Here is a 12,940-nt window from a genome sequence, read left to right as displayed (position 1 = left end):
TCACGCAGCCTTCTGGGCGGTCCTGGCGCGAATGCCGAGCAAATGGCTGATCGCGAATACGAGGTCGGCGCGGTTCATGGTGTAGAAGTGGAAGGTGTCGACGCCGTGCTTGGCGAGCTTCTGCACCTGGCCGGCCGCGACGGTCGCGGCCACCAGCTTGCGTGTCTCGGCATCGTCATCGAGGCCGTCGAATTTCGCGGCGAACCAGTCCGGCACGGTGGTGCCGGCGCGGGTGACGAAATTGCGCGCCTGCTTGAAATTGTGCATGGGCATGATGCCCGGCACGATCGGGATGTCGATGCCGCGGGCGCGGACGCGGTCGCGATAGCGGAAGTAGAGGTCGTTGTCGAAGAACACCTGGGTGATCGCGCGCGTCGCACCCGCATCGACCTTGGCCTTGAGCGTGTCGATGTCGGCGTCGAAGTCGCGCGCCTCGGGGTGCTTCTCGGGATAGGCCGACACGCTCACTTCGATGTCGGCGTGCCGCTTCTTGATTCCCGCGACGAGGTCGGCCGAGCTCTGGTAGCCGTCGGGATGGCTCGAATAGGGCGTGCCGATGCCGCCGACGGGATCGCCGCGCAAGGCCACGATGTGGCGGACGCCGACCTCGTGATAGCGGTCGACGATCTCGTCGATCTCGCCGCGCGAGGCGCCGACGCAGGTCAGATGCGCGGCGGGCAGCAGCGCGGTCTCCTTGAGGATGCGGGCGATGGTGGAATGGGTGCGCTCGCGGGTCGAGCCGCCGGCGCCATAGGTCACCGAGACGAATTTCGGCTCGAGCGGGGCGAGCCGCTTGATGGTGTCCCAGAGATTGCGCTCCATCTCCTCGGTCTTGGGCGGAAAGAACTCGAAGGAGATCGCAGGCCGCTTCAGGTGCCCGTCGGCCGTCGCAGGCGTCGTCACGTCAGTCATGGCACCACTCACTCCAATTCCCACCGGCCGTGGGGTCTAGCTTGGGAGGGCCTAAGATAAGGCAAAGGCAGTTTGGCCGACAGCCCATCGATGATGGGAAGTGGCCCACTAGAGCATAGATACTTTGAAATTTGACGCCGATAGGCCTTTCAGTGGGAAGGCGGATAAATCGGAGCAATAGGTTGTATTACAACGATTTTATTGGATTCAAACGCCTCCACGGTGTCCATTGAGTTGGTGGGCATGATGAAGTTCTCGTGTTACGAAGGTAGTTTGTCCCAACCAGCATCGTCCCCGGCGACCCGCCCCTCCGTACTCTCTGACCTGCGCGGCCCGCCGTTGCCGCCGCGCGGTCCTTCGTTAGGGTAATGCGCCATGATCCCGATCTCAGTCCTCGACCTCTCTGTCGTTACGACAGGCACCAAGCCCGCCGCGGCGCTGCGCAACAGCATCGATCTGGCGCGCCATGTCGACGGGCTCGGCTATCTCCGCTACTGGCTCGCCGAGCATCACAACCTCGCCTCCGTCGCGAGTCCCGCGCCCGACGTCATGATCGGGCAGATCGCGGCGGTGACGCAGCACCTCCGCGTCGGCTCCGGCGGCGTGATGCTGCCCAACCACGCGCCGCTGATGGTGGCCGAGCGCTTCAAGATGCTGGAGGCGCTGTTTCCCGGCCGGATCGATCTCGGTCTCGGCCGCGCACCGGGCACCGATGGTGCGACGGCCTACGCGCTGCGCAGCCGGCTCGATCGGCGCGAGGGCGACGATTTCCTGGAGCGCCTGCACGAGCTGATTCTGTGGGAGACCCGCGAATTCCCTGCGGGACACCCCTACAACAACGTCGTCGCGATGCCCGACGACACCAGGTTACCGCCGATCTGGCTGCTCGGCTCCAGCGATTATTCCTCGGAACTGGCCGCACAAGTCGGCATGGGCTTCGCCTTCGCCCATCATTTCGCCACCCACGACGCGATCGATGCGATGGTGCATTACCGCAATCGTTTTCAGCCCTCAGCCTGGCGTGCGAGTCCGCATGCCATTCTCGCGGTCGCCGTCATTGCGGCTGATACCGACGAGGAGGCGGAGAGGCTCGCCTCGTCCTTCGACCTCAACCGGCTGCGCCGTGACCGCGGTCAATATCTGCCGCTGCCGAGCGTCGAGGAGGCGATCGCCTATCCGTATACGGACGCCGAGCGCACCTCGATCCTGCGCAACCGCTCGCGCCTGTTCGTCGGCAGCCCCGCGACGGTGCAGAAGAAGCTTCAGCCGCTGATCCACGCCAGCAAGCCGGACGAGCTGATGGTGATCACCGCCGTGTACGACCACGAGGCGCGCAAGAAGTCGTATTCGCTGCTGGCGGAGGCGTTCGGGTTGGCGAGGCAGGCGGCTTAGCTATTGCTGTCATTCCGGGACGATGCGAAGCATCGAACCCGGAATCTCGAGGTTCCGGGTTCACGCTTCGCGTGTCCCGGAACGACAGGATCATTCCTGCGTCTCGCTGAACGTCGCGCGGAACGGATGTCCCGGATACACGCCGACGATGCGGAATTCGCGCGAGAAGAATTTCAGCTCCTCGATCGCGAAGGCGAGGCCCTTGTCATCAGGGTGGCCATCGACGTCGGCATAGAACTGCGTGGCGAAGAAGTTGCCGTCGACCATATAGCTCTCGAGCTTGGTCATGTTGACGCCGTTGGTCGCAAAGCCGCCGAGCGCCTTGTAGAGCGCGGCCGGCAAATTGCGCACCCGGAACACAAAAGTGGTGACCAGCGGGCCCGCGCCTTGGGGTGCCCATTTCGGCTCGCGTGCCAGCACCACGAAGCGCGTGGTGTTGTGCGCCTCGTCCTCGATGTCCTCGGCGAGAATGTCGAGGCCGTAAATTTTTGCGGCGAGACGCGAGGCGATCGCGGCCACGGTCTTGTCCTTGCGCTCTGAGATGTCGCGGGCGCTGCCGGCGGTGTCGGCGTGCACGATCGGCTTGATGCCCAGCTTGCGGATGATGCGCCGGCACTGGCCGAGCGCATGCACATGGCTCTCGACGCTCTTGATGTCTTCGAGCCTGGTCCCCTTCACCGCCATCAGCTGGTGCCGCACCGGCAAGAACCATTCGCCGATGATGAAGAGGCCCGACGCCGGCAGCAAATGATGGATGTCGGCGACGCGGCCGGCGACCGAGTTCTCGATCGGGATCATGCCGAGATCGGCTTCGCCCGACGAGATCGCCGACAGCGCGTCCTCGAAGGTGGCGCAGGGCATCGGTTCGGCCTCGGGATAGGCCTCGACGATGGCGATATGGGAATTGGCTCCAGGCTCGCCCTGGAATGCGATCTTCAGCTTGCTCATGTCTTGAAGTGCTCCTGCCCGGCCTTGTAGCAGCGGCTCAGGATTTGGAAAGGATGCTGCGGGCGGTTTCGAGGTCGGGCGGCGTGTCGACGCCGCGGGGGACGCTGTCGACGATCATGATATCGATGCGCATACCGGCCTCGATCGCCCGCAACTGTTCCAGGCTCTCCTGGCGTTCCAGGGGCGAAGGCGGCAGCGACACGAACCGCTCCAGCGCCGCGCGGCGATAGGCATAAAGCCCGATGTGGTGGTATCGCGGTCCGTTGCCGTAGGGGGCGGTGGCGCGGGTGAAATATAGTGCCCGCAACCGCTTCGGCCCGATCGGCGAACCGATGGCCTTGACCACGCTCGGCGCGAGGTCTTCCTCCTCGGTGTGGATCTGCGAGGCCAATGTGACGATGTCGACCGCGGGGTCGTCGAACGGCGGCAGCACCTCGCGGATCGTTGCCGGCGTGATGGTGGGAAAATCGCCCTGGAGATTGATCACGATCTCAGCCTTGCCCTCGGGATCGAGCTTCTGCATGGCCTCGTGGATGCGGTCGGAGCCCGACGGGTGGTCGGAGCGGGTCATCACGGCCTCGCCGCCATGGGCGGTGACGACCGAGGCGATCTCCGGCGTGTCGGTGGCCACCGCGACCCTGCCGATTGCCGCGGCTTCGGCCCGGCGCAGCACATGCACGATCATCGGCAATCCCGCGATGTCGGCGAGCGGCTTGCCGGGCAGGCGGGTGGCGGCCATGCGGGCCGGGATCAGCACCAGGATGCGAGGATCGATCATTGGGTTCAAAGGTCTGGGGTCAAGAGCCTGGAAACGGGACGTTTTCCGCGCCGAGAAATGGGGTGGGGACGGGCTGAAAGCCGGCTCGCTTATACGGGTTGCCAGACCCCGGGCAAACCGATATCTCAATGGCAAAACTCGGGGAAACAATAAGGAATGTTTTGATTCTCCCGAGGCTCGTCCTGGCGGCCGCTTGGGCCGCTGTTTCCTTCTTGCGGTGGGGCCTGGCCGGAAATGGACTCTTTCGAACTTAACAAGATTCTCGGTGCCGTGCTCGGCACCTGTCTCTTTCTGCTGGTGACGAGCTTCACCGCGAGCGCGCTGTTCTCCCCCAAGATGCCGGAAAAGCCGGGCTTCGAAATCGCGGTGAAGGAAGATGCCGGCCATGGCAAGGAAGGCGCCGCTGCGGCCGCACCGTCCGAGCCGATCGAGAAGCTGCTCCAGACCGCCTCCGTCGAGAAGGGCGCTGCGGCCGCCAAGAAGTGCGGCGCCTGCCACACGTTCGAGAAGGGCGGCCCGAATCGGGTCGGTCCGAACCTCTATGGCGTCGTCGGCGAGCCAAAGGGCCAGGGCCGTGCTGGCTTCAACTTCTCGGCCGCCATGAAGGCCAAGGGCGGCAACTGGACCTTCGACGACCTCAACAAGTTCATCGCCAATCCGAAGGGCTTCATTCCTGGCACCGCGATGGGCTTCGCCGGCATCCCGAAGGATTCCGAGCGCGCCGACGTTATCGCCTATCTGAACACGCTGTCGGAGCATCCGCAGCCGCTGCCGACGGCCTCCAAATAAGGCCGCCGGAACGCATCTTGGAATGAACGGCCAGGCTGAAATGCCTGGCCGTTTGCTTATCCAGGCCTCGCGGCCAGTTTATCGGGGCGTTTGGCCGCATTCGATCGGCCGTCCGGCCCCCAAGATGAGGAAAAAGCAACACATATTCGGTCGAAACCTCGTCTATATTAGGAACTTAAAGGAGTAGCCTCCTTCAAGACAGGGATGTTGATTTGGCCATCACCCGACGCGATCTTCTGCTCACCGGCACTGCGGTCGCAGTGCTTCCCATCCTCGGTTCCGTGGCGGGCGTTCCCGCCATCGGCGCGGCCGAGGCGCAGTCTTCCAATGAGCTGCCTTGGCGCCACGCGCTGTCCCTGTTCGGAAAGGTCAAGTACCCCGCCGACTTCAAGCGCTTCGACTACGTCAATCCGGACGCGCCCAAAGGCGGCGTCGCGCGCCAGATCGCCGTCGGCACATTCGACAATTTCAACATCGTCGTATCAGGTGTGAAGGGGCAGGTCGCCGGTGCCGTCGCCTTCATCTACGAATCCCTCACCACGCCCTCGCTTGACGAGGTCTCGACCGAATACGGCGCGCTGGCGGAAGCGGTCAGCCACCCGGACGATTTCTCCTTCGTCACTTATCGGTTGCGGCCGCAGGCGAAGTGGCATGACGGCAAGCCCGTCACGCCGGAGGACGTGATCTTTTCGCTCGATTCCTTCAAGAAGCACCATCCGATGTATTCGGCGTACTACAGCCATGTGGTGAAGGCCGAGAAGGTCGGCGAGCGCGAGGTGAAGTTCGTATTCGACGCGCCGGGCAATCGCGAATTGCCGCAGATCGTGGGACAGCTTACGGTCTTGCCGAAGCATTGGTGGGAGGGGACGGACGCGCAGGGCCGCAAGCGCGATGTCTCCGCCACCACGCTCGAAGTGCCGCTCGGTTCGGGCCCCTACAGGGTCAAGGAGTTCGTAGCAGGACGGTCGATCGCGCTGGAGCGCGTCAAGGATTATTGGGGCCGCGACCTCCCCGCCAATGTTGGCCGCAACAATTTCGACGAGCTGCGCTACGAATATTTCCGAGACGCCACGGTCGCGATCGAGGCCTTCAAGGCCGATCAGGTCGATTGGCGCACCGAGAACAGCGCCAAGAGCTGGGCGACGGCCTACGACTTCCCCGCCGTGAGCGAAAAGCGCGTGATCCTAGAGGAATTCGTCAATCGCAGCTCGGGCGTGATGCAGGCGTTCGTGCCGAACCTGCGACGCGCCAAATTCAGCGACCCCCGCGTGCGTCGTGCGCTCAACTACGCCTTCGACTTCGAGGAGATGAACAAGCAGATCTTCTTTGGTCAGTACAAGCGTATCAGCAGCTATTTCGACGGCATCGAGGAGCTCATGGCGACCGGCTTGCCGCAGGGCAAGGAGCGCGAGATCCTCGAAACCGTCCGCGCCCAGGTCCCGCCCGAGGTCTTCACGACGCCCTATAGCAATCCGGTTGGCGGTAGCCCGGAGGCCGTCCGGGAGAATCTTCGCGAGGCGCTGCGTCTGTTCAAGGAGGCTGGTTATGAGGTGCGCGACCGCAAGCTGATCGACGTCAAGACCGGCACCCAGTTTTCGCTGGAGTTGCTGAACCAGGATCCGAGCTTCGAGCGGATCACGCTGTTCTACAAGCCGTCGCTGGAGCGGCTCGGCATTGCCGTCAGCGTGCGGACGGTCGATCCGACCCAATACGAGAACAGGACCCGCGAGTGGGATTTCGACGTCGTCACCAATTCATGGGGCGAGTCGCAGTCGCCGGGCAATGAGCAGCGCGAGTTCTGGTCGTCCAAGACGGCCGACATCGCCGGGTCGCGCAACATCGCCGGCATCAAGAATCCCGCGATCGACAAGCTGATCGAACGGGTCATCTACGCCACCGATCGCGACGACCTGGTGGCCGCAACAAAGGCGCTGGACCGGGTGCTGCTGTGGAATCACTATGTCGTGCCGCAGTGGACCTACAACAAGGTGCGCACCGCGCGCTGGGATCGCTTCGGTCGGCCGGCGGAATTGCCCAGATATGGTCAGTCCGGTTTCCCGTTCATCTGGTGGTACGACGCAGACAAGGCGGCGCGGATCGCAAAGAAGTCGTGAAGGACATTCCCCGCATGACGCAGATGTCACGCCGCCATGTGCTGGCCTTGGGTGTTGGCGGCGCCCTCGGGGCGTCCATTGGTGCGCCGTTGCGCATTGCGTGTGCATCGGAAGCCGGGACCGAGGCTCACGGCATCTCTGCGTTCGGCGATCTCAAATATCCCGCCGATTTCCACCATTTCGACTACGTCAATCCGTCTGCGCCGAAGGGCGGCACGTTCTCGCTCATCCCATCGACGAGGTCGTATAACCAGTCCTACCAGACCTTCAACTCGCTCAACGCCTACATCCTCAAGGGCGATGGCGCGCAAGGCATGGACATGACGTTTTCGCCGCTGATGGTGCGCGGCAGCGACGAGCCTGACGCGATGTACGGGCTTGCCGCAAAATCCGTGCAGATATCGCCGGACAGGCTGGTCTATCGCTTCACGATGCGGCCGGAGGCGAAATTCCACGACGGCACCAGGCTCACCGCCCACGACGCGGCATTCTCGCTGACGACGTTGAAGGCCAAGGGCCACCCGCTGATCATCGTGCAGATGCGTGACTTCGTGAACGCGGAAGCCATCGACGATGCGACGCTCGTCGTCACCTTCGCCAAGGGACGCGCCCGCGACGTGCCGCTCTATGTCGCCGGACTGCCGATCTTCTCGAAGGCCTATTATGCGTCCCGGCCGTTCGATGAATCGACGCTGGATATTCCGCTCGGCTCCGGTCCGTACAAGGTCGGCAGGTTCGAGGTCAATCGCTACATCGAATTCGAGCGGGTCAAGGACTGGTGGGCCGCCGATCTGCCGGTTTGCCGCGGCAGCTACAATTTCGATGTCGTGCGCTATGAATTCTATCGCGACCGCGACGTCGCCTTCGAAGGTTTCACCGGCAAGAGCTATCTCTATCGCGAGGAGTTCACCTCGCGCATCTGGGCGACGCGCTATGACTTTCCGGCGGTGAAGGATGGCCGCGTCAAGATGGAGGTCGTGCCCGATGACACGCCCTCCGGAGCGCAAGGCTGGTTCATCAACACGCGACGCGAGAAATTCAAGGACCCTCGCGTGCGCGAGGCCCTGATCAACGCTTTCGATTTCGAATGGACCAACAAGACCATCATGTACGGCGCCTATGCCCGTACGGTGTCGCCATTCCAGAACTCGGACCTCATGGCAGGCAATGCGCCGCCTTCGCCGGAAGAGCTGAAGCTGCTCGAGCCGTTTCGTGGCCAGGTTCCGGACGACGTTTTCACCGCACCGTTCACGCCTCCGGTCACGGACGGCTCCGGGCAGGACCGCAGCCTCTTGCGCAAGGCGCAGCAACTGCTGAGCGAGGCGGGTGTGCCCATCAAGGACGGCAAGCGGATGCTGCCGAATGGCGAGGTCTTCAAGATCGAGTTCCTGTTGGATGAGCCTTCCTTCCAGCCGCATCATGCGCCCTACATCAAGAATCTCGCGACGCTCGGTATCGAAGCGAACGTGCGCCTCGTCGATGCGGTGCAATACAGGGCGCGTCAGGATGACTTCGATTTCGACATGACGATCCAGCGCTTCAGCATGTCGGCGACGCCGGGCGACGCCATGCGCTCGTTTTTCTCCTCTCAGGTCGCGAATACCAAGGGCTCGTACAATCTCGCGGGCATCGCCAGCCCGGCCATCGACGCCATGATCGAAAAGATCATGGCGGCTGACAGCCGCGAAGAGCTGACCGTCGCCTGCCGCGCTTTCGATCGCCTGTTCCGCGCCGGTCGCTACTGGGTACCGCAATGGTACAACAAGACGCACCGGCTGGCCTATTGGGACCAGTTCGGCCATCCGCAGAAGCTGCCGCGCTATGCCAACGGCGTCGGCGCGCCGGACATCTGGTGGCATGAACCCGCCAAGGCCGCCAAGCTCGAGCAGGCGAAATAGCCATGAGCGCCTATATCGCCCGCCGCATCCTCCTGATGATCCCGACGCTACTCGGGATTCTCTTCGTGTCCTTCATCGTGGTGCAGTTCGCGCCCGGCGGCCCGGTCGAGCGCGTCATCGCGCAGCTTTCGGGCGCCGATACCGGCGGCACATCGCGCATTTCGGGCGGTAGCGATTTTGCGCAACGCGCGCCGGGACAAGTCGGTGCCGGCGGCGATGCCATCAACTCGAAATACCGCGGCGCGCAGGGGCTCGACCCCGATTTCATCAAGAAGCTGGAGGTGCAGTTCGGATTCGACAAGCCGGCACCGGAACGCTTCGCGCTGATGGTTTGGAATTTCGCCCGTTTCGATTTCGGCAAGAGCTATTTTCGCGACGTTAGCGTGATCCAGCTGATCAAGGAGAAGCTGCCGGTCTCGATCTCGCTGGGGATCTGGCTGACACTGATCACCTATCTGATCTCGATCCCGCTCGGCATCCGCAAGGCGATCAAGGACGGCACCCGCTTCGACACCTGGACGTCGACGGTGCTCGTGCTCGGCTATGCCATTCCCGGCTTCCTGTTCGCGATCCTCCTCATCATCCTGTTTGCCGGCGGCTCGTTCTTCAACTGGTTTCCGCTGCGCGGACTTACCTCGGACGGCTGGTCGCAGTTTCCCTGGTATTGGAAGATCATCGACTATTTCTGGCATCTGACGCTGCCGCTGATCGCCATGGGCCTCGGCGCGTTCACCACCATGACGTTCCTGACCAAGAACTCGTTCCTTGACGAGATCCGCAAGCAATACGTCATGACCGCGCGCGCCAAGGGGTGCAGCGAGAACCGGGTGCTGTACGGCCATGTCTTCCGCAATGCGATGTTGATCGTGATCGCCGGCTTCCCCGGGACCTTCATCCACGCCTTCTTTTCAGGCTCGCTTCTGATCGAGACCATCTTCTCGCTGGACGGGCTGGGGCTGCTCAGCTTCGAGAGCGTGCTCAACCGCGACTATCCCGTCGTGTTCGGCACGCTTTACATCTTTTCGCTGGTCGGTCTCGTGATCAACCTGATCTCCGACCTAACCTATATGTGGATCGACCCCCGGATCGATTTTGAGGCGCGGGAGGTCTGATGACGATTACCGCGCCGACACCGGTCGAGACCACGGCGACGTCTCCGCTGGGAGAGGTCGTGCCCATCACGCGAAAGCCGTTCGCGCCTTCGCCGCTCAACAGGCGGCGGTGGCAGAACTTCAAGGCCAATCGCCGCGGCTACTGGTCGTTCTGGCTCTTCATCGCCCTGTTCGTGGTCTCGCTGTTCGCCGAGCTGATCGCCAACGATCGGCCCTTCCTGATCAAGTTCGACGGCCGGCTCTATTGGCCCGCCTTCGTGACCTATTCGGAAACGACCTTCGGCGGCGATTTCGAGACGGCGGCCGACTATCGTGATCCGTACTTGCAGAAGCTCATCAAGGACAAGAACGGCACAATCGTCTGGCCCCTGATCCGCTATTCCTACGATACTCACAATCTCGATTTGCCGACGCCGGCGCCGTCGCCGCCGACCTGGATGTTGACGGAGAAGCAGTGTCAGCCGGTGGTGGAGAAGAAAGGGCTGAAGAGTTGCCGCGACCTCGAATATAATTGGCTCGGCACCGACGATCAGGGTCGCGACGTGGTGGCGCGATTGATCTATGGCTTCCGCATCTCGGTGCTGTTCGGACTTTGTCTCACCATCGTCTCGTCCGTCATCGGCATCGCGGCGGGGGCGGTGCAGGGCTATTTCGGCGGCCGGGTCGACCTCATCTTCCAGCGCTTCATCGAGATATGGACGGCGATTCCCTCGCTCTATCTTCTCCTGATCCTGTCCTCGGTCCTCGTGCCCGGCTTCTTCGTGCTGCTCGGCATCCTGCTGCTGTTCTCCTGGGTCTCGCTGGTCGGTCTGGTGCGGGCCGAGTTCCTGCGCGGGCGCAACTTCGAATATATCCAGGCGGCGCGGGCGCTCGGCGTCTCCAACCCGGTCATCATGTTCCGCCACCTGCTGCCGAACGCGATGGTCGCGACCATGACGTTCCTGCCCTTCATCGTGTCGAGTTCGGTGATGACGCTGACGGCGCTCGATTTCCTGGGCTTTGGCCTGCCGCCGGGATCGCCTTCGCTGGGCGAATTGCTGTCGCAGGCCAAATCCAACGTGCAGGCACCCTGGCTCGGTTTCTCCGGCTTCTTCTCGGTCGCGATCATGCTGTCGCTCCTGATCTTCATCGGCGAAGCCGTGCGCGACGCCTTCGATCCGCGCAAGACGTTCAGGTGAGGGCGTGATGGACGCGATCAACCAGCCCCTGCTCAGCGTGCGCGATCTCTCGGTGGCTTTCCACCAGGGTGGTGGCACCACGCTCGCGGTCGACAAGGTGTCGTTCCAGATCAAGCGCGGCGAATGCGTGGCGCTGGTCGGCGAATCCGGTTCCGGCAAGTCGGTCAGCGCACTCTCGATCCTGAAGCTGTTGCCCTATCCGAATGCATCGCATCCCTCGGGCAGCATTCGTTTCAAGGGGCAGGAGCTGATCGACCGGTCCGAGCAGAAGATGCGCGAGATTCGCGGCAGCGACATCTCCATCATCTTCCAGGAGCCGATGACCTCGCTCAATCCGCTGCACACGATCGAGGCGCAGATCGGCGAGATCATCCAGCTGCACAATCCCACCAGCAATGCCGAGGCGCGCAGGCGGACGCTGGAATTGCTGACGCAGGTCGGCATTCCCGAGCCCGAGACGCGGCTGAAGAGCTATCCGCACCAGCTTTCCGGCGGTCAGCGCCAGCGCGTGATGATCGCGATGGCGCTCGCCAACGAGCCGGACCTTCTGATCGCGGACGAGCCGACGACGGCGCTCGACGTCACCGTGCAGGCGCAGATCCTGGCGCTGCTCGCCGAGATCCGTTCGCGGCTCGGCATGAGCCTGCTGTTCATCACCCACGATCTCGGCATCGTCCGCCGCATCGCCGACACCGTCTGCGTCATGAAGGGGGGCGTGGTCGTCGAGCAGGGACCGGTCGAGCAGGTCTTCAAGACCCCGAAGCATCCCTATACGCGCGACCTGCTCGCGGCGGAGCCGAAGCCGGATCCGGCGCCGCCGCAGCCGGATGCGCCGGTGGTGATGTCGGCCGACGATCTCAAAGTCTGGTTTCCGATCAAGCGCGGCCTGATGCGCAAGACGGTCGGCCACATCAAGGCGGTCGATGGCGTAAGCGTCGCCGTGCGCAAGGGCGAGACGCTGGGGGTCGTCGGCGAATCAGGCTCGGGCAAGACCACGCTCGGGCTCGCATTGCTGCGGCTGATCTCCTCGGACGGGCGCATCGTGTTCCTGGGCAAGGACATTCAGGGCCTGCGCTTCAAGGAGATGCGGCCGTTCCGGCGCGACATGCAGATCGTGTTCCAGGATCCGTTCGGCTCGCTCAGCCCGCGCATGTCGGTGGCCGACATCATCGCCGAAGGCCTGTCCGTGCATCAGCCGAAGCTCTCGCGCGAGGAGCGCGAGGTGCGCGTCGTCAAGGCGCTGGAGGATGTCGGGCTCAATCCGGATACGCGTTTCCGCTATCCGCATGAATTCTCCGGCGGCCAGCGCCAGCGCATCAGCATCGCGCGCGCGGTGGTGCTGGAGCCGGATTTCGTCGTGCTGGACGAGCCGACCAGCGCGCTCGACATGCTGTTCCAGGCGCAGATGGTCGACCTCTTGCGCGAGCTCCAGCGCAAGCGCGATCTCACCTACATGTTCATCTCGCACGATTTGCGCGTCGTCGCCTCGCTCGCCAGCCATCTCATCGTGATGCGCGGCGGCAAGGTGGTCGAGGAAGGCCAGGCCGCCGAGCTGTTCAAGAATCCGAAGACGGATTACACCCGCGCGCTGTTCGCGGCCGCGTTCCGGCTGGAGACGGCCGGGAATGGCTCGGTGGCGACGTAGCTGTCGTCATTGCTGGGCTAAAGCATGATCCGGAAAAGTGCGCAGCGGTTTTCCGACAAGATCATGCTTAAACAACAACCTAAAGCGCGATGACGTTTCATCCTATTCGCATCGCGCTTTACGACCTGTCCGTCGAGGGCGGAGGTCGAAATGCTCATTCGAGGCGCCGCCTCG

Annotated in this window: 10 protein-coding genes; 7 read left to right on the top strand and 3 right to left on the bottom strand. The window is 63.2% G+C overall.

Annotated features, from left to right (window positions below; all coding sequences use genetic code 11):
• Window positions 1-912, bottom strand: a complete 912-nt coding sequence (gene metF / locus AC1RQP_RS11900) for a methylenetetrahydrofolate reductase [NAD(P)H] (RefSeq protein WP_492937038.1) — start codon at window positions 910-912, stop codon at window positions 1-3.
• Between the two features lie 375 nt (window positions 913-1,287).
• On the opposite strand from metF, the gene AC1RQP_RS11895 reads away from it, so the two are divergent.
• A complete protein-coding gene (locus AC1RQP_RS11895; protein WP_492937037.1) occupies window positions 1,288-2,304 on the top strand; it encodes an LLM class flavin-dependent oxidoreductase in 1,017 nt (338 codons plus the stop codon).
• Window positions 2,305-2,394: 90 nt separating this feature from the next.
• Here AC1RQP_RS11895 and AC1RQP_RS11890 read toward each other — a convergent pair whose 3' ends face one another.
• Together AC1RQP_RS11890 and AC1RQP_RS11885 are read right to left on the bottom strand one after the other, a co-directional pair.
• Complete coding sequence (locus AC1RQP_RS11890; protein WP_492937036.1) at window positions 2,395-3,252, bottom strand: prephenate dehydratase; 858 nt, start codon at window positions 3,250-3,252, stop codon at window positions 2,395-2,397.
• A gap of 37 nt (window positions 3,253-3,289) precedes the next feature.
• A complete protein-coding gene (locus tag AC1RQP_RS11885) occupies window positions 3,290-4,030 on the bottom strand; it encodes a 3-deoxy-manno-octulosonate cytidylyltransferase (protein WP_492937035.1) in 741 nt (246 codons plus the stop codon).
• 234 nt (window positions 4,031-4,264) lie between these two features.
• On the opposite strand from AC1RQP_RS11885, the gene AC1RQP_RS11880 reads away from it, so the two are divergent.
• The 6 genes from AC1RQP_RS11880 to AC1RQP_RS11855 all read left to right on the top strand — a co-directional run bounded on the left by AC1RQP_RS11880 (window position 4,265) and on the right by AC1RQP_RS11855 (window position 12,766).
• The gene (locus AC1RQP_RS11880; RefSeq protein WP_492937034.1) at window positions 4,265-4,819 is read left to right on the top strand and encodes a c-type cytochrome; all 555 of its coding nucleotides are present in this window, start codon (window positions 4,265-4,267) and stop codon (window positions 4,817-4,819) included.
• Window positions 4,820-5,031: 212 nt separating this feature from the next.
• Complete coding sequence (locus AC1RQP_RS11875) at window positions 5,032-6,933, top strand: extracellular solute-binding protein (RefSeq protein ID WP_492937033.1); 1,902 nt, start codon at window positions 5,032-5,034, stop codon at window positions 6,931-6,933.
• A 14-nt stretch (window positions 6,934-6,947) separates the two neighbouring features.
• Entirely contained in the window at window positions 6,948-8,831 is a 1,884-nt protein-coding gene (locus AC1RQP_RS11870; protein WP_492937032.1) for an extracellular solute-binding protein, read from the top strand.
• Between the two features lie 2 nt (window positions 8,832-8,833).
• On the top strand, window positions 8,834-9,943 hold the full coding sequence (locus AC1RQP_RS11865) for a microcin C ABC transporter permease YejB (protein ID WP_239627354.1): 1,110 nt from the start codon (window positions 8,834-8,836) through the stop codon (window positions 9,941-9,943).
• On the top strand, window positions 9,943-11,121 hold the full coding sequence (locus AC1RQP_RS11860; RefSeq protein WP_239627348.1) for an ABC transporter permease: 1,179 nt from the start codon (window positions 9,943-9,945) through the stop codon (window positions 11,119-11,121). The genes AC1RQP_RS11865 and AC1RQP_RS11860 overlap by 1 nt, the downstream gene beginning before the upstream one ends.
• 7 nt (window positions 11,122-11,128) lie before the next feature.
• Complete coding sequence (locus AC1RQP_RS11855; RefSeq protein ID WP_239627347.1) at window positions 11,129-12,766, top strand: ABC transporter ATP-binding protein; 1,638 nt, start codon at window positions 11,129-11,131, stop codon at window positions 12,764-12,766.
• Window positions 12,767-12,940: the final 174 nt, after the last annotated feature.

The organism is Bradyrhizobium sp. GW821-FHT13H06, from assembly GCF_058803975.1.
Note: the sequence above shows the minus strand (reverse complement) of the source record. Positions and strands in the feature narration are given on the sequence as shown.